At 66.6% G+C, this 15,814-nt stretch carries 16 protein-coding genes; 5 read left to right on the top strand and 11 right to left on the bottom strand.

Features of this window, described 5'->3' with window-relative positions; all coding sequences use genetic code 11:
• Positions 1 to 16 precede the first annotated feature (16 nt).
• A complete protein-coding gene (locus CAL12_RS15655; protein ID WP_086065467.1) occupies positions 17 to 700 on the bottom strand; it encodes a CoxG family protein in 684 nt (227 codons plus the stop codon).
• Positions 701 to 924: 224 nt separating this feature from the next.
• Here CAL12_RS15655 and CAL12_RS15660 point away from each other — a divergent pair, with 224 nt between their 5' ends.
• Genes CAL12_RS15660 through CAL12_RS15675 form a run of 4 tightly spaced genes read left to right on the top strand, consistent with a single transcriptional unit; the run spans position 925 to position 4,456 of the window.
• On the top strand, positions 925 to 1,914 hold the full coding sequence (locus CAL12_RS15660; protein WP_086065469.1) for an ABC transporter substrate-binding protein: 990 nt from the start codon (positions 925 to 927) through the stop codon (positions 1,912 to 1,914).
• A gap of 1 nt (position 1,915) precedes the next feature.
• On the top strand, positions 1,916 to 2,803 hold the full coding sequence (locus CAL12_RS15665) for an ABC transporter ATP-binding protein (protein WP_086065472.1): 888 nt from the start codon (positions 1,916 to 1,918) through the stop codon (positions 2,801 to 2,803).
• Positions 2,800 to 3,627, top strand: coding sequence for an ABC transporter permease (locus tag CAL12_RS15670; protein ID WP_086065474.1), 828 nt, complete (start codon positions 2,800 to 2,802; stop codon positions 3,625 to 3,627). The genes CAL12_RS15665 and CAL12_RS15670 overlap by 4 nt, the downstream gene beginning before the upstream one ends.
• Positions 3,620 to 4,456, top strand: coding sequence for an aspartate dehydrogenase (locus CAL12_RS15675; RefSeq protein ID WP_269768395.1), 837 nt, complete (start codon positions 3,620 to 3,622; stop codon positions 4,454 to 4,456). The genes CAL12_RS15670 and CAL12_RS15675 overlap by 8 nt, the downstream gene beginning before the upstream one ends.
• 15 nt (positions 4,457 to 4,471) lie before the next feature.
• Here the strand turns inward: CAL12_RS15675 and CAL12_RS15680 are convergent, their stop codons facing one another.
• The 10 genes from CAL12_RS15680 to CAL12_RS15725 all read right to left on the bottom strand — a co-directional run bounded on the left by CAL12_RS15680 (position 4,472) and on the right by CAL12_RS15725 (position 14,487).
• The gene (locus tag CAL12_RS15680) at positions 4,472 to 5,197 is read right to left on the bottom strand and encodes a TetR/AcrR family transcriptional regulator (protein WP_086065475.1); all 726 of its coding nucleotides are present in this window, start codon (positions 5,195 to 5,197) and stop codon (positions 4,472 to 4,474) included.
• 194 nt (positions 5,198 to 5,391) lie between these two features.
• Positions 5,392 to 5,931 (bottom strand): cupin domain-containing protein, encoded by a 540-nt coding sequence (locus CAL12_RS15685; RefSeq protein ID WP_086065477.1) that lies wholly within the window; start codon positions 5,929 to 5,931, stop codon positions 5,392 to 5,394.
• 317 nt (positions 5,932 to 6,248) lie between these two features.
• A complete protein-coding gene (locus CAL12_RS15690; protein WP_086065479.1) occupies positions 6,249 to 7,538 on the bottom strand; it encodes a Glu/Leu/Phe/Val family dehydrogenase in 1,290 nt (429 codons plus the stop codon).
• A gap of 151 nt (positions 7,539 to 7,689) precedes the next feature.
• Complete coding sequence (locus tag CAL12_RS15695) at positions 7,690 to 8,397, bottom strand: ABC transporter ATP-binding protein (RefSeq protein WP_086065481.1); 708 nt, start codon at positions 8,395 to 8,397, stop codon at positions 7,690 to 7,692.
• Between the two features lie 4 nt (positions 8,398 to 8,401).
• Complete coding sequence (locus tag CAL12_RS15700; RefSeq protein ID WP_086065483.1) at positions 8,402 to 9,124, bottom strand: ABC transporter ATP-binding protein; 723 nt, start codon at positions 9,122 to 9,124, stop codon at positions 8,402 to 8,404.
• Positions 9,111 to 10,073: a branched-chain amino acid ABC transporter permease gene (locus tag CAL12_RS15705; RefSeq protein WP_232464539.1), complete on the bottom strand. Its 963-nt coding sequence runs from the start codon at positions 10,071 to 10,073 to the stop codon at positions 9,111 to 9,113. Before CAL12_RS15705 ends, CAL12_RS15700 begins: the two co-directional genes overlap by 14 nt.
• Positions 10,074 to 10,110: 37 nt before the next feature.
• Positions 10,111 to 10,962: a branched-chain amino acid ABC transporter permease gene (locus CAL12_RS15710; RefSeq protein ID WP_086065487.1), complete on the bottom strand. Its 852-nt coding sequence runs from the start codon at positions 10,960 to 10,962 to the stop codon at positions 10,111 to 10,113.
• 66 nt (positions 10,963 to 11,028) lie between these two features.
• Positions 11,029 to 12,279 carry an ABC transporter substrate-binding protein gene (locus CAL12_RS15715; protein WP_086065489.1) on the bottom strand — a complete coding sequence of 417 codons (1,251 nt, stop codon included), beginning with the start codon at positions 12,277 to 12,279 and terminating at the stop codon, positions 11,029 to 11,031.
• Between the two features lie 243 nt (positions 12,280 to 12,522).
• Complete coding sequence (locus CAL12_RS15720; protein WP_086065491.1) at positions 12,523 to 13,335, bottom strand: putative hydro-lyase; 813 nt, start codon at positions 13,333 to 13,335, stop codon at positions 12,523 to 12,525.
• Positions 13,336 to 13,500: 165 nt separating this feature from the next.
• Positions 13,501 to 14,487: a LysR family transcriptional regulator gene (locus tag CAL12_RS15725; protein WP_086067916.1), complete on the bottom strand. Its 987-nt coding sequence runs from the start codon at positions 14,485 to 14,487 to the stop codon at positions 13,501 to 13,503.
• Between the two features lie 217 nt (positions 14,488 to 14,704).
• Between CAL12_RS15725 and CAL12_RS15730 the strand changes: the two genes are divergently transcribed.
• The gene (locus CAL12_RS15730; RefSeq protein ID WP_086065494.1) at positions 14,705 to 15,673 is read left to right on the top strand and encodes a DMT family transporter; all 969 of its coding nucleotides are present in this window, start codon (positions 14,705 to 14,707) and stop codon (positions 15,671 to 15,673) included.
• Positions 15,674 to 15,814 lie beyond the last annotated feature (141 nt).

Genomic DNA, 15,814 nt, shown 5'->3' on the forward strand with positions numbered 1-15,814 from the left:
GCGTCCCGGCCGGCGCTCAATGCGCGCCGACGATGTAGCCGATCGCCAGGCAGGCCACGGCGATCGCGGCGACCGCGATCGTCTGCCAGACCCGCAGTTCCTTGTAGATATTCCGGGAGGGCAGTCCGGCAGCGGCGCTGTCCTGCCCGGCCTGGACGGCCGCGGGCAGCGTCCGTCCCGCTGCTTGAGGTGCCGGGGCGGCGCGCGCCGGCACGGGGGCCGGCCCGGCGCCATCGGTGACGTCGGCGGCCGGTCCGAAACTGCCCTTGAAACGCGAGAAGAATTCCGCTGCCATCCGCTTGGCCACGCCGTCGATCAGGCGCGAGCCGACCTGGGCCAGCTTGCCCGAGACCTCGGCGCTGGCCGTGTAGGTCAAATGGGTGCCCGGCGAACCCGCATCGTCGGCCGGCGCCAGTGCAACCGTGGCTTGTCCCTTGCCGAATCCCGCCGCGCCGCCGGAACCTTCGAACGACAGCGCGTAGCCGCGTGGCGGGTCGCTGTCATGGATGGCCAGCCGGCCCTGGAAACGCGCCTTGACCGGTCCCACCGCCGCCAGCATGCTGACGCGGTATTCGTTGTCGCCCTGCCGTTCTATCGATTCGCAGCCCGGGATACAGGCCTTCAGTACCTGGGGGTCGTTCAGCGCGGCCCAGACCGCATCCCGCGGCGCGGGAATGCGTTGTTCGCCGGTCATCTCCATTGCAGCCTACTCCGGGGTTTCCTGGAAGCCGTGAACTCTAAATTACCTTGACCGTACAGTCAATAAAACCCCCTCGCCTCCCAGGTGTTGTACGCCTATCTCAGGGTAAACACTGCATGGCAAGCCGGCTTTAAATCTTGTGTTGATTAACCATGTAGTCAATAATTTCGACACCGCCGCAGGTTCAGGGGCGGCCAAGTTCATATCGATATCACGAGGGGTATATGAAAACCGCAACCTTCCTGCAGCGCGCCCTGTTGAGCGCGGCGATCTGCGTGGGTGTGGCGTCCGGCGGCAGCGCCGCGGCTGCCGAGAAGCTCAAGCTCGTCTTCCCGACTTCTTCCGCCACGCTGGCCCTGCCCTATCTGGTGGCACAGAAAAAAGGCTGGCTGGACGCGGAAGCCATCCAGGTCAGCGGCGATTCCAACGCCGTGCGCGCCTTGCTCGCGGGCACGGGCGACGTCGCCATCGTCGGCGCCTTCAATGCCTTCGCCGCGGCTGGCGAAGGCGCCAAGTTCAAGGCCATCGGTACCTGGCAAGGCATCAACGATTACGAACTCGTGGTGTCCAGCGACATCAACACCATGAAGGACGTCGAGGGCAAGATTTTCGCGGGCACGGGCCCCGGCGGCCCGCCGGAAGAATTCGGCAAGCTGCTGTTCCGCAAGAACGGCGTGGACGTCTCCAAGGTGCGTTTCATCGCCGTTTCCGGCGGCCACGCCAACATCGTCCAGGCGCTGATGGCCGGACGGGCGTCGGCGGGCATGGTCAACACCCTGAGCGCCGTCACCGGCGTGCGGACGGGCAAGATCAAGATCCTGGTCAGCATGGGCTCGGCCTATCCGCAGATCGGCTATGTCTACAACCTGGTGCGCAACGATCGCATCGACGATCCGGCGCTCAAGCCCAAGCTGCAGCAGCTGACGCTGGCCGGCATCAAGGCGTCCCGCTACATCATGGATCATCCCGACGAGGCCGTGCAGATCCTGGTGGAACGCTACCCGGACCTGGACAAGGGCCTGGCGACCGACGTCGTGCAGGAGCTGAACCGCAACAAGGTGTGGGGCGTGAACGGCGGCATTTCCAAGGAACAGGTTGCGGCCACCCTGGACATCTTCAAGAGCACCGGCATGCTCAAGGCGGACGTCGATCCCGCGCAGTTGTTCGATTACCGCTTCATCGATGCCGCGCTGAAGGAAGTCGGAGGTAAATGACATGGGTAGCCTTTCCATGCTGAAGACCGCCGGCGCCACCATGTTCACCGGCAGCGCGGCGGTCACCGCCGGCAGCGCCGCCGCGCCCATGCCCGCGCCCGGCGCGCCCATGGTCGATATCCGTGGGCTGAGCAAGTTCTACTTCGTGCGCGACACCGAGAATGGCGGCGAACCGCGCCGCATCGTCGCGCTGGACAAGGTCGACGCGACCATCGCACGCGGTGAATTCATCTCCCTGCTGGGGCCCAGCGGCTGCGGCAAGACCACCCTGCTGCGCATCGCCGCCGGCCTCACGCAATGGGCCGAAGGCTCCATCTCCATCGGCGGACAGCCGGTGAACGGGCCGCGCAAGGATGCCTGTATGGTGTTCCAGCATTTCGGCCTGCTGCCCTGGCGCAGCGTCATTGCCAACGTCGGCTTTCCGCTGGAGCTGGACGGCGTGCCGCTCAAGGAGCGCACCGAACGCGGCATGGAGCTGCTCAAGCTGGTTGGACTGACAAAGTATGCGTCGCACTATCCCCATGAGCTGTCGGGCGGCATGCAGCAGCGGGTGGCCATCGCGCGCGCGCTGATGCGCCAGCCCAAGGTGCTGTTCATGGACGAGCCCTTCGGCGCGCTGGACGCGCAGACCCGCGAGAAGCTGCAGGAAGACTTCCTGAAGATCTGGGCCAACATCGGCACCACCGTCATGTTCGTCACCCACAGCATCGATGAAGCCCTGGTCCTGTCGGACCGCATCTTCGTGTTCACGCCCAGCCCCGGGCGGCTGAAGGCCATCGTCGATTCGCCCCTGAAGGACGAACGGCTGGGCGGCGACCCGCGCGCCCATCGCGCCTATGGCGACGCACGCCACGAATTGCGCAGCATGTTGATGGAGAGTCCGCAATGAGTTCCGCCGCAACCGCATCCAAGCCCTCCGCCGCGGAAACGCGCCCGGCCGGCCCGAAATGGTGGGTCTCGCATCCGAACATCGTCCGCTGCCTGTCGGTGGCGGTTTTCCTGCTGCTGTGGGAATACTTCGGACGCAAGATCGACCCGCTGTTCCTGGCGCCGCCCAGCCGCATCTTCGCGGCGGCCGTCGAGCTCACCAACAGCGGCGAACTGGGCCGCGCCCTGATGGCGACCCTGTATCCCTTCGTCATCGGCATGGCCATCAGCGTGGTGGCGGGCGTGATACTGGGCATCGCCATGGCGCAGTCGCGGCTGTTCGAATACATCATCGATCCCTTCGTCAACGCCTTCTACGCCATCCCGCGTATCGCCCTGGTGCCGCTGATCATGCTGTGGGCGGGCCTGGACACCACCGGCAAGATCGTGATCCTGGTGTCCAACGCGATTTTCCCGGTGATCATCAACACCTATGCCGGGATCCGCGACGTGCGCGGCTCCATACTGGAAGTGGGCAAGGCCTACGGCGCCACGCGGCCGCAGATCTTCTTCAAGATCCTGCTGCCGTCGGCCGTGCCCTTCATCATGACCGGCATCCGCCTGACCGTGGGCCAGGCCATCATCGGCATCATCGTCGCCGAGTTCCTGACCGCGCAGACGGGCCTGGGCGGCATGATCGTCTACTACGCCAACCTGTTCGCCACCGCCAAGCTGTTCGTGCCCATCATCGTCATCGGTGTGCTGGGCGTCGCGCTGACCGAGCTGGTGCAGTTGATCGAGCGGCGCTTCTCGCGCTGGCGCAAGCTGGAGCAGGACCGTGGGTAGCGGCGGCGACGGCCAGGCGGCGCGCGGCGCGCCGCGCCGCATCGCCCTGATCGGCTTCGGCGCGATGGGCGGGCACGTCCACCGCGCCCTGGCGGACGACGACCGCCTGCGCATCACCGACGTGATCGTGCCGCCCGAACTGGTCGATGCAACGCAGGCCAGGCTGCAAGGCCAGGCGCGCGTCGTCGGCAAGGTCGGCGACATCGATACGCCGCTGGATTTCGCGCTGGAATGCGCGGGGCACCAGGCCGTTACCGGCACCGTCCCGCAGTTCCTGACGCGCGGCGTGGACGTCATCGTCGCCTCGGTGGGCGCGCTCAGCCAGGACGGCCTGGTCGAAGCGCTGGAAGCGGCGGCCCTGCAAGGCGGGGCGCAATTGACGCTGGTGCCCGGCGCGGTGGCCGGCATCGACGCCCTGGCGGCGGCGCGCCAGCAGGGCCTGGAATCCGTGGAATACATCGGCCGCAAGGCGCCCGCGGGCTGGCGCGGCACGGCGGCGGAACAGAAGCTGGATCTGGACGCGCTGGCCGAGCCCACGGTGTTCTTCGAAGGCACGGCGCGCGAAGCCGCGGCGCTTTATCCCAAGAACGCCAACGTGGCCGCCATGGTCGGCCTGGCCGGCATCGGCCTGGACCGTACGCGCGTGACGCTGGTGGCCGATCCCTCCGCGCAGCGCAACAACCATCGCATCATCGCGCGGGGCGAGTTCGGCGACCTCGACATCCAGACGGCCGGCGTCACGCTGCCGGACAATCCCAAGACCTCGATGCTGGCGGCGCTGTCCATCGTGCGCGCCGTCCGCAACCGAGTGGCCGGCGTGGTGATCTGAGCAGGTGTATGCCGTTCAGGCCGTCGCGGCCTGGGCGGCGCCGCCACCCGCCGCATCGGCGGCGTCGGGCCGCAGATAACGCAGCACCATCTCGGCGGCGTGATCCAGGCGCTGCTTGATACGCTGCGCCGTCATCAAGCGCTGGCCGAAGATGGCCTCGAAGGTGTAGCGGTTGCTGACGTAGTGCGCGGTCAGCGACGTGATGGAGATATACAGGTCGACCGCGTCGATGTTTTCGCGGAACAGGCCTTCGTGCTGGCCGCGCTGCAGCAGGTCGCGTATGGTGTCCAGCAGCGGGTTGTACATCTCGCGGATCGCCGCGGACGTGACGATGTGCTTGCCCTGGTTCAGGTTTTCGCTGGAGAGGATGCGCTGGAACTCCGGAAAGCGCACCCACACCTGCCCCGTGAACACGACCAGCCGCCGCATGCCGTTGACCGGGTCCATGCCGCGGATCTGCAGGTCCTTCTGGTGCGAACGTATGGAATCGTAGGTGTATTCCAGCACCGCGGTGAACAGGTCGTCCTTGTTGCCGAAGTGGTGGTACAGGACGTTCTTGTTGATGCCGGCGCGCAGCGCGATCTCGTCGACCCGGCCGCCGTCGTAGCCTTTGCTGGAAAACTCCGCCAGCGCGGCCTGGATGATGGTTTCTCGCGTCTTGCGCGAGCTTTCACGGCGCACCACCGGCCGCGTCTTGTCGCGCGGCGGGCGTGCCTCGGTCGGTGCGTCTTGGGAGCTCATGTCGGCGTCGTGGTGATCTTGTTCGGTGGCCTGGCGGCATGGGATTGCTTACGACTCCCATGTGCCCGACGGGTGGCTCACGCAGGGCCTGCACGGACCTTGGGATAGCGCGATCGTGCGGCCAGACGGGCGGCGTCGATGCGGGCATCGACGTGCCGCCATTCTAGACGAGAATGCGGTCCGGCCCGCCCCGGTCAGGACAGGTGGGCAGAGTCCAGGTGGGCCGAACGGCGCTTGAACAGCTCGTCGTCGGCATAGCCCATGGTCTCCGGGCGGGCGCGGCCCAGCATGACCTGGAAGTACACCGGCTCCAGGCTGCGGTTCTCGTAGCCGTGGATGACGCCGGGAGGACACGCGATGCATTCCCACGGTCCCAGGCGCGTCCAGCGCGGTTCGCCGCCCTCTTCCTGGATGAAGACATCCAGGAACCCCTGCAGCACGAAGAACACTTCCTCGACCTCGTGGGTATGGGCGGCGTTGCCCTGCCCCGGGTTGACGAACATGATGCTGAGCGTGAAGCCGCGCGCCGGGATCACGGTGGTATCGCCGACCTTGCCCGACCCGCCCGCGCCGATGAAGCGATGCTGGGCGCGCTTGTAGCCTTCGATCTTGGCGTCTTCGAACGCATTCCAATCCGGCACGCGGTTGGAGAAGCGGGCGATGTACTTCTGCTCGATTTCCTCGAGCGTGGCGTTGGCCAGTTCGGGGGGCCGCGGATGACGGGCGATTGCCATTACTTGGACTCCATGGTCGGTTTTTTCCTGGCCGCGGGGGCGGCTCCGGCATGGTGACCAGATTAAATAAAATTGACCAGATAGTCAATTTCATACGATCAAAGTAGGCTGCGAGCAGCCCTGTTTTCCGGGCTAATGCGGGATATCCCCTAGGAACCCGATGCGAGCGGCATGTCGTTGCGGCGATATTGGTCGACACAAAGATAGACTATCTGGACAGGAAACTCGCCCGGGCTTGATATAAAGCAAAGCGGCCAGCGCTGAGGCTGGCCGCTTTGCTGGCGAACGACGGTGGCGCCTGGCGGCGCCAGAGGCGCTCAGGGGTACAGGCCGCGCACCTGGCGCGCCTGCAGGATGCGCGTGCACGCCACGATGAAGGCGGCGGTGCGCAGTGTCACCTTGTGCTCGCGCGCGACCTGCGACACGGCGGCGTAGGCGTCGCGCATGATGCGCTCCAGGCGGTGATTGATTTCGTCTTCCGTCCAGAAGAAACTGGAGAAATCCTGCACCCACTCGAAATAGCTGACCGTCACGCCACCGGCGTTGGCCACGACGTCGGGCACGACCAGGATGCCCTTGTCGAACAGGATGTCGTCCGCGTCCGGCGTGGTCGGGCCATTGGCGCCTTCCACCACCACCTTGGCATTGATTCCCGCAGCGTTCGCGCCATTGATCTGCCCTTCCAGGGCGGCGGGAATCAGGAATTCGGTTTCCAGCTTCCAGAAGTCCGCCGGATCCAGGGCCTGGGCTTTCTCGTAGCCACCCACGCCGCCATTCTGCGAGACGTGCACCAGCAGTTCCGGCACATCCAGGCCGAACTCGTTATAGATGGTGCCGGTGTGGTCCTGCACTGCGATGATCTTGGCACCGACGCCGTGGAACAGGCGCGCCGCCGTGCCGCCCACATTGCCGAAACCCTGGATGATCACCCGCGCGCCGTTGACGTCGAAGCCCAGGTCGCGCGCCGCTTCGCAGGCGACCACGAACACGCCGCGCCCGGTGGCTTCCACGCGGCCCAGGCTGCCGCCCAGGGCCACGGGCTTGCCGGTGACCACGCCGGTGGCCGTCGAGCCCTCGTTCATGGAATAGGTGTCCATCATCCACGCCATGATCTGGGCGTTGGTATTCACGTCGGGCGCGGGAATATCCTTGGACGGCCCGATGATGACGCCGATTTCGCTGGTGTAGCGCCGGGTGATGCGTTCCAGCTCGGCCTGGGACAGGCCGCGCGGGTCGACCCGTATCCCGCCCTTGGCGCCGCCGTAAGGCAGGTTGACCGCCGCGTTCTTGATGGACATCCAGGCCGCCAGGGCCATGACTTCCGACAGGGTGACGTCCTGGTGGAAGCGCACGCCCCCCTTGCCCGGCCCACGCGAGGTGTTGTGCTGGACGCGATACCCCTCGAAATGCGCGATGCGGCCGTTGTCCAGCTCAACCGGTACGTCGACGATGAGCGCGCGCTTGGGACGCTTCAGGGTCTCGACCCAACGGCCCAGCGCCCCAAGATAGGGCGTGACCCGGTCCACCTGTTGCAGATAGATACCCCAGGGGCCGAGGTCTTCGGGATTCAGGTACGACGGCAAAGCATGGGTAGGCGTTTGTTGCATTCGAACTGCTCCTCACGTGTGGTCGCGCCCATTGTAGTCGCAACACAGATCGCCGTCCCCGTTAAATCGATAAACGAACATAAAGGGGACGCATAGGAACGTTTCCTAAAAACAACGTAATTTCAACGCGCGGCGGCCGCGATACCTCCGATCACATGCCCAGATACGCTTGCCGCACCTCGTCGGAAGCGGCCAGCTCGGCCGCTTCGCCCGACAGCGCGACGGCGCCGCTTTGCATCACATACGCCCGCGTCGCCACGTCCAGTGCCGCATTCATGTTCTGTTCAACCAGCAGCACCGACAGGCCTTCCTGCTTGTTCAGCGCGGCCAGCGCGTCGAACACCTGCTCGACCAGCAAGGGCGAGAGGCCGAGGCTGGGTTCGTCGACGAGCAGCAGACGCGGCCCGCTCATCAGCGCGCGGCCGATGGCCAGCATCTGGCGTTCGCCTCCGGACATGGTGCCGGCCAGCTGCGTGCGGCGCTCCTTCAGCCGCGGGAACACTTCATAGACGTGCTCCAGCCGCTGCCGGTAGACCGCGTCGCTGGGAACCGTGTAGGCGCCCAGCCGCAGATTCTGTTCGACAGGCTGGCGGGCGAAGACCCGCGCGCCTTCCGGAATCAGCGCGATGCCGCGCTTGACCAGTTTTTCCGGGGGCGTGCCGGTGATGTCCTGGCCCTCGAAGTACACCCGTCCGGATGCCGGACGCACGGTGCCGACGATGGCCGCCAGCGTGCTGGATTTGCCGGCACCGTTGGCGCCGAGCAGTGCCGTGATCTCGCCCGGGCGCACCTCCAGCGAGATCCCGCGCACCGCCTGCACGCCGCCGTAGGCCACGTGCAGGTCCTCTACCTTGAGCATCGCGTCAGGCACGGTGCTTTCTCCCCAGATAAGCCTCGATCACCGCCGGATCGCGGACGATGTCCTGCGGCGCGCCTTCCGCGATGGTCTGGCCGAAGTTCAGCACCAGGACGCGCTGCGCCAGGCGCATGACGACTTCCAGCACGTGCTCGACGATGATCAGCGTGACGCCGGCGCCATGGATGCGGCGCAGGATTTCGCTGAGCGCGATGGCCTCGGTGGGATTCAGGCCCCCCGCCACCTCGTCCAGCAGCATCATGCGCGGTTCGGTGGCCAGCGCGCGCGCCAGCTCCACCCGCTTCTGGCCCGCCACGTTCAGGCCGGCCGCCTTGACGTCGGCGCGGTCGGCCAGGCCGACCAGCTCCAGCACTTTCTGCGCGGCCTCGCGCGCGTCGTTCAGGCGCGGATGCCGCAGCAGCGCGCCCACCATGGTGTTCTCCAGCACCGTCATCTGGCCGAAGTTGCGCGGGATCTGGTACGTGCGCACCAGCCCCATCGCGGCCACCTGCTCGGGCTTGCGGCCCAGCATGGACTGCCCATTGAAGGTCACCGTGCCGGAGGTCGGCGCGTGATGCCCGACAAGGCCATTGAACAGCGTACTCTTGCCGGCACCGTTGGGACCGATGATGGCGACGATCTCGCCCGCCTGCACGTCCAGGCTGATGTCCTTGTTGGCGACCAGCCCGCCGAAGCGTTTGGTCAGTTGTTTGACTTCAAGCAGAGCCACGGCGCCCCCTCAAGGTGATCAGGCCGCCAGGCAGGAACATGGTCACCAGCAGTATGGCCAAACCGAATACCAGCAGGTCCAGCCCAAGGCCGGAACTGCCCCACATCACACGCGTACCTTCGGACAGCGGCAGCAGCACGGCGGCCCCTATCCACGGCCCCACCAGCGTGCCGACGCCGCCCAGGATGGCCACCAGCACGACCTGCACCGACATGGTCAGGCTGAAGGTCGACTCCGGATCGATGAAACCGACATACATGGCGAAGAACCCGCCCCAGGCGCCGGTGACGGCGGCCGACAGCACGAAGGCCAGCATCTTGTAGCGATCGGCCGGTACGCCCAGGCTGCGCGAGGCGGCTTCGTCGCCATTGATGGCGCGCCAGTAGAAGCCGGTGCGCGAGTGCACGAGGAAATAGGTCAGCAGGAAGGTCAGCAGCGCCAGCGCCACCGCGATCCAGTAATACGGCGTCTTGGTGCGGAACAGCAGCATGAGCGGCGAATCGCCGATAGGCGCTTCCACACCGACCGCGCCGCCCGCCCAGTCCCAGTTGATCATCAGCAGCAGGCCGATCTGCAGCAACGCGATCGTCGCCATGGCGAAGTAGTGGCCCGACAAGCGCAGCGTCGGGCCGCCGACCAGCCAGGCCAGGATGGCCGAGACCAGCGCGCCCGCCGGTATGCCCAGCAGCGGCGTCACTTTCATGTGATGCAGCAGCAGGATGGTGGTGTAGGCCCCGACGCCGACGAACACCCCGTGGCCGAAGGAGATCCGGCCCAGGAATCCGCCGACCAGGTTCCAGGCCGCCCCCAGCGCGCCGAACATCAACACCAGCAGCAGCACCTGGATGGTGAACTGGTCCTTGATGAACAGCGGCGCCAGCGCGAACAGCAGCGCCACCACGAAAGCGGCCACCAGCGGCGCGCGGGAATGCTTCGCCTTGGCAGGCATCGCCGCGGTCATATCCAATTGTTTTACGGGATTCATATCACCACCGCCCGAACAGGCCGCGCGGCCGGTACCAGAGAACCAGAATGAACAGGATGAACACCGACACCGTCTTCAACGCGGGCGCCACGAAGTAGCCCGTCATCGCCTCGATGATGCCGATCAGGATGCCCGCGATGAAGGCGCCCGGCAGCGAGCCGAAGCCACCCATGCAGACCGCGACGAAGGCCAGCAGGCCGAACACCGTGCCCACCGAAGGGAATACGTAGAAGAAGGTCGTCAGCAGCGCGCCGGCCAGGCCGACCGCGGCGCTGCCCAGCATCCAGACCTGGGCGTTGACGCGGTCCGGCGAAATGCCGACCAGCGCCGCGACCTCGCGGTCTTCCGCCACCGCCTGCAGGGCGTGGCCCCAGCGCGTGCGGTAGACCAGCACGAACAGCGCGATCACCACCAGCAACGCGACCAGGCCCGTCACCACCTGCGGCCGTCCGATCGAGATCCCGGCCAGGGTCACGCTGCCGGACACCATCGTGTCGGGCAGGTTGCGGTAGTCCGGCGTGAAGGCGATGAACGCCAGCTGGCGCAGCACCAGGCCCAGCCCGAAGGTGGCCAGGATGATGGCCATCGGCGGCCCCTTCTGCAAGCGCTTGATGATCAGCGCGTAGGTCAGGAAGCCGACGAAACCCAGCAATATGGCGACCAGCGGCGCCGACAGCGTCGGGTCCACGTGGCCCAGCGTAAAGAACCAGTAGGCGGCGTACATGGCCAGCATCAGGAATTCGCCATGGGCGAAATTGATGACGTCCGTGATACCCCAGATCAGCGCCAGGCCCACGGCCACGGCGGCATAGATCAGGCCGTTGAACAGCCCGGCGTAAAGCGCTTCAAACATGCGGGACTCCTGCGGCGGGCCCCAGCGGACCCGCCGCGTCTTGCGTTGCGCCAGCGTGCCGGCCGATTACTTCCAGGTGAAGGGAAGCGCGGGCAGCGACTTGTCGGCGTTGAAGTTGGCTGGCCACACGGTCTGGTAGCCAGGGCCCTTCATCTGCAGGATCAGGCCGGCGCCCTTGCTGTTCTGGCCCTTGTCGTCGAACTTCACGCCGGACCACGGCATGGCGATCTGGTTGCCGTTCAGGTCGGTGGCGGCCAGCGCCTTGCGGATGGCTTCAGGATCGGTGGAACCGGCGCGGTTGATGGCGTCGGCCAACACCAGCACGCCCTGCATGGAACGGGCGTTGTTGCCGTTCAATTCCTTGCCGGTCTTGGCCTTGTACAGCTCGTTGACCTTCTTCAGGATCGGCAGCGTGGCGGCGATGTCGTTGCTCCACACGTCGCGCGTCAGCACGCCCTGCACTTGCGAACCGACTTCCTGCACGAAGCGCGAATCGATGAAGCCCGCGTCGTTGGCCAGGAAGATGGGCGGCGCGTACTTGGCTTCACGCATGGTGCGCACGAACAGCATGGCGTCGGACGTGTAGCTGGCGAAGATCGCCACGTCGGGCTTGGCATTGGCCAGCTTCTGCACTTCGGACGTCACGGAGGCCGAACCCGCCGTGTAGGCGATGTTGGCGACGATGTCGCGCTTGTACTGCTTGGCGAACTTTTCCAGGGCCTTGTAGGTGTTGACGCCGAAGTCGGTGTTTTCATACACCACCGCGATGCGCTTGGTCGGCTGGTCCTTGATGCCGTCCAGGAACTGCATCATGTTTTCGATGAAGGTGTCGTCGGTGGGCGACGTGCGGAAGAACCACTTGTAGCCGCGCTCGGTCAGGTCCGGGCTGCTGGACTCGCCGTTCAGGTACGGAATGCCGGCCTGCTCGGCGACACGGCTGGCGGTCTTGGTCACGGCGGACTGATAGGCGCCCGTCAGCGCCACGACCTTTTCCTGCTGGATCAGGCGCTGCGCATCGGCCAGGCCGACTTCCGGCTTGCCCTGGGAATCGCCGAACACGACTTCGATCTTGGCGCCGCCCAGCTTGGGGAGGCCCGCGCCTTCCGCCAGGGGCAGGCCCTTGAGTTCGGGATGCGGGTTGTTGATGATGTCGACGGCCAGCTCGATGGCCGCCTTGATTTCCGCGCCGGTGGACGCCAGCGCGCCGCTGAGCGGATAGATCGCGCCGATGCGCACGGTCTTTTCCTGTGCGGCGGCGGGCTGCCCGAACGTCAGCGCGAGACACGCGGCGGCGCTCGCGATCAGCTTGAATTTCATTGTTTGCTCCTGAGGATCTGACAACTTCAAAAAAGGGGAAACTGCCGACAGCAAGCTTATCCGCTGCGTCGCCGCAAAGCCGCCCGAACAAACCCTGACAGAATCGGTAACGAGTGCCGGGATGCCGGACGATCGCGGGATCGAACGGTGTGCCCGCCCGCGCCGCTCGGATGGCGTGGCGCGGGGCGCGCATTTTCAAAAAAGGTTGCGGCGCGTGCGGCGATCGCCGTCACGCGTGTGGGATCACAAGGCCGCGACGCGGCTGTTGATGAGATCGGTCACCAGCATATGGCCGGGGGCATGGGTGATGCAGAATTCCGGCTTGACCGCGGCCACGACCGACTGCGGCGTGACGCCGCAGGCCCAGAACACCGGCACCTCGCCCGGGCGGATATCCACGGCATCGCCGTAATCGGGCTTGTTGATGTCGGCGATGCCGATGGCGGCCGGGTCGCCGAAATGCACCGGCGCGCCGTGCACGGACGGGAAGCGCGAGGTGACCTGGATGGCACGGATGGCGTCGGCCGGCTTGAGCGGCCGCATCGATACCACCAGCGGTCCCGAGAAACGGCCGGCGGCGGCCGTCGGCACGTTGGTTCGGTACATGGGCACGTTGCGGCCCTGTTCGATGTGGCGCACCGGCAGGCCGTTGTCCAGCATGGCTTCCTCGAACGAGAAGGAGCAGCCGATCAGGAAGGACACGAGGTCGTCGCGCCAGACGTGGCGCACGTCCAGCGGCTCTTCGACGAGCACGCCGTCCTTCCAGACGCGGTAGCGCGGGATATCGGTGCGGATGTCGATGTCGACGCCCAGCTCCGGCAAGGACGGATCGCCCGGCTCGGAGACCGCCAGGATGGGGCACGGCTTGGGATTGCGCAGGCAGAAGCGCAGGAATTCGTCGGCCAGCGCCTTGGGCAGGATGGCCAGGTTGGCCTGGACATGCCCTGGCGCCACGTTGGCGGTCGGGCTCGTCGTCGCGCCGGAGCGCGCGTCCAGCCTTGCCTGATAAGGCGCCGACGGCGCGGTGGCGCCGGATTGTTGCGGAAGAGCGGACATCTCGATTCCCCGTGTGAATCATGCGTTTTTATCTGATGGCGCATTGCACCGTACCGCCCGTCGCACTGTCCAATCACATGTTCCGATGAACCGCGATCACAATTTCTTATCAGGGGACGTCGAAGCCCTGTTTTTACGGGGAAAAACGGCTCTGACGGCCTCGCGTCATTTTGCGGCTTTGGCCGCCCGACGCCGGGTAATCCCTAGGCCCGGCACGGGCATCGGCGCCGGGTCGAGGGTGAGCGAGCCGCCACCCGCGCGGGCGGCATCCTCGCGCGCGATGTACTGGGCGGCCTGCGCCACGGTCCGGGCGACGTGGCTGTCGGGACCCTGCATCCAGCAGGCGGTGTAATTCAGCGGCGGCAGTTCGGGGGCCTGCACGTCCAGTATCTGCAGCAGGCCCTGGGCCAGCTCGCGGCCCAGGATGACCGGGGCGATGACGGCGGTGCCGATGCCGTCCAGCGTCATGCGCACGATCACGCTCAGCGCGGAGCTGCCGTACATGCGGGGCGATTGGACCCCGCCTTCGATGAGGATGCGCCGCACCGCCCGGTGGGGGTCGGTGTTGGAGGTGTAGGTGATCACGGGCCAGCGGCCCAGGCGCTTGAGCGAGATCGGCGGACGCCCCAGTTTCAGCTGCGGGCTGGCGATCCATGCCAGCGGATAGCGGCATAGATGGATGTTTTCGACGCGCGGTTCGTCCATGGGGCCCAGCAGGAAGGCCAGGTCGATCTGGTGCGAGGACAATTGCGTGCGCAAGGCGGTGCTGGTGTCCACCTGGATTTCGACCATCAGGGCGGGATAGGCCTCGTGCATGTATTCCATCAGGCTGGGCAGCCAGGTGTGCACGATGCTTTCCGACACGCCCAGGCGCAGCGTGCCGCTCATCACATTCTGCGCCGCCGCCGCGCGCTGCATGTCGGCGCGCATCTGCAGCATGCGCTCCGCATGCGAGAGCAGTTCATAGCCCTTGGCGGTCAGCGTGATGCCGCGCGAGTCGCGCTCGAACAGGCGCACGCCCAGGCCGGATTCCAGCGACGCAATGCGCTGCGAAATCGCCGGCTGGGTAGCGTTCAGCTTCTCCGCGGCCGCGCGGAAGCCGCCCAGGCGGGCGACCCAGAAGAAGGTTTCTATGTTGCGCAGGTCGATCATGAACGGCGGGCGAGGCGAGCCATCAGGAAAATTGATCGCCGTGAGCGTATCATGGCGGCCGGCCAGGTGCGGCCGGCCAGGCGCGGCCGGCCAGGCGCGGCCGGCCAGGCGCCGCAAGCCCGGCGCAGGCGACGAGGCGCGGCGCGGCCGGCGCGTACCACCGCCTGAGGCGCCCGCCGAGGCGCATCGTGGCTCAGCAAGAGGAGGATGGAGGCTTATGTCGTCACGGGTGCAAGACGCCCACGCCCGCCCGCCGACGCGCGTGGCGGCGCCGCTGCCCGTGTCCGCGCACCCAGTGCTGGGCATCGCGCTGCTGCTGCTTTCCATGTGCGTCCTGTCCACCCTGGACGCCAGCGGCAAGTGGGTCATGGCCGCGGGCGTGCCCATGCTGCTGCTGTCGTGGGTCCGTTACGCCGCGCACCTGGTGGTCGCCCTGGCGCTGATCGTGCCCGCCCGTGGATGGCGCATCCTGGCCAGCCGCCGCCCGCGCGAGCAGATGCTGCGCGGCGGCGCCATGCTCTGCGCCACCCTGTTCTTCTTCACGTCCCTGAGCCACCTGCCGCAGGCCGAGGCGACGGCCATCAATTTCCTGGCGCCCCTGATCGTGCTCCTGCTGGCGCCCTGGGTACTGCGCGAACCGCCGCGCCTCTCGCGCTGGGTGGCGGCCGGCGTCGCCTTCCTGGGCGTGATCATCGTGATCCGGCCGGGGGGCGGACTCGATCCCGCCGGCACGATGTTCGGCCTGGCCGGCGCGCTCTGTTTTTCGGTGCAATACATCGCCAGCCGACGCGTCGCCGCCGACGACCCGTTGACGTCGATCATATGGAGCGGCGGCGTGGGCACGGTGGTGCTGTCCTTCGCCCTGCCCTATGCCATACCCGCCGGGCTGCCCGCGTTGCGGGAGCTGGACCCGCTGCACTGGTTCGTGCTCGCGTCCACGGGCGTCACCGGCTGCGTGGGACACCTGCTGCAGATCGCCGCCTACCGCAAGGCCGCGGCATCCACGCTTGCGCCTTTTTCCTACCTGCAGATCGTCAGTTCCACCGCGACAGGCTGGCTGATCTGGGGTCAGTTTCCCGATGCGCTGACCTGGCTGGGCATCGCCATCATCTGCGGCAGCGGCATCACGATAGGCGTGCTCGAATGGCGCCGCGCACGGCTGGCGGCGGGAACCAGCTTGCGCTGAGCGGTTTGCTCCGTTTGCGGTAGCAGCCCGCCCCAGCCCATCCGGCGGCTGGCCGCGCGCCTATACTGGCCGAAAAAATCTACCGGCCCAAGCATCTGCCGGCCGAAGGATTGAATGCGGGCGGCGGCATGCCCGGGCAGC

It is taken from the genome of Bordetella genomosp. 8 (assembly GCF_002119685.1).
GTDB lineage: Bacteria > Pseudomonadota > Gammaproteobacteria > Burkholderiales > Burkholderiaceae_B > Bordetella_C.

Excerpts from the sequence above, each read along its gene's own strand:
- CAL12_RS15655 (WP_086065467.1), bottom strand. The coding sequence starts at position 700 with ATGGAGATGACCGGCGAACAACGCATTCCCGCGCCGCGGGATGCGGTC.
- CAL12_RS15710 (WP_086065487.1), bottom strand. The coding sequence starts at position 10,962 with ATGTTTGAAGCGCTTTACGCCGGGCTGTTCAACGGCCTGATCTATGCC.
- CAL12_RS15670 (WP_086065474.1), top strand. The coding sequence starts at position 2,800 with ATGAGTTCCGCCGCAACCGCATCCAAGCCCTCCGCCGCGGAAACGCGC.
- CAL12_RS15705 (WP_232464539.1), bottom strand. The coding sequence starts at position 10,073 with ATGCCTGCCAAGGCGAAGCATTCCCGCGCGCCGCTGGTGGCCGCTTTC.
- CAL12_RS15715 (WP_086065489.1), bottom strand. The coding sequence starts at position 12,279 with ATGAAATTCAAGCTGATCGCGAGCGCCGCCGCGTGTCTCGCGCTGACG.
- CAL12_RS15680 (WP_086065475.1), bottom strand. The coding sequence starts at position 5,197 with ATGAGCTCCCAAGACGCACCGACCGAGGCACGCCCGCCGCGCGACAAG.
- CAL12_RS15730 (WP_086065494.1), top strand. The coding sequence starts at position 14,705 with ATGTCGTCACGGGTGCAAGACGCCCACGCCCGCCCGCCGACGCGCGTG.
- CAL12_RS15725 (WP_086067916.1), bottom strand. The coding sequence starts at position 14,487 with ATGATCGACCTGCGCAACATAGAAACCTTCTTCTGGGTCGCCCGCCTG.
- CAL12_RS15660 (WP_086065469.1), top strand. The coding sequence starts at position 925 with ATGAAAACCGCAACCTTCCTGCAGCGCGCCCTGTTGAGCGCGGCGATC.
- CAL12_RS15665 (WP_086065472.1), top strand. The coding sequence starts at position 1,916 with ATGGGTAGCCTTTCCATGCTGAAGACCGCCGGCGCCACCATGTTCACC.
- CAL12_RS15690 (WP_086065479.1), bottom strand. The coding sequence starts at position 7,538 with ATGCAACAAACGCCTACCCATGCTTTGCCGTCGTACCTGAATCCCGAA.
- CAL12_RS15695 (WP_086065481.1), bottom strand. The coding sequence starts at position 8,397 with ATGCTCAAGGTAGAGGACCTGCACGTGGCCTACGGCGGCGTGCAGGCG.
- CAL12_RS15685 (WP_086065477.1), bottom strand. The coding sequence starts at position 5,931 with ATGGCAATCGCCCGTCATCCGCGGCCCCCCGAACTGGCCAACGCCACG.
- CAL12_RS15720 (WP_086065491.1), bottom strand. The coding sequence starts at position 13,335 with ATGTCCGCTCTTCCGCAACAATCCGGCGCCACCGCGCCGTCGGCGCCT.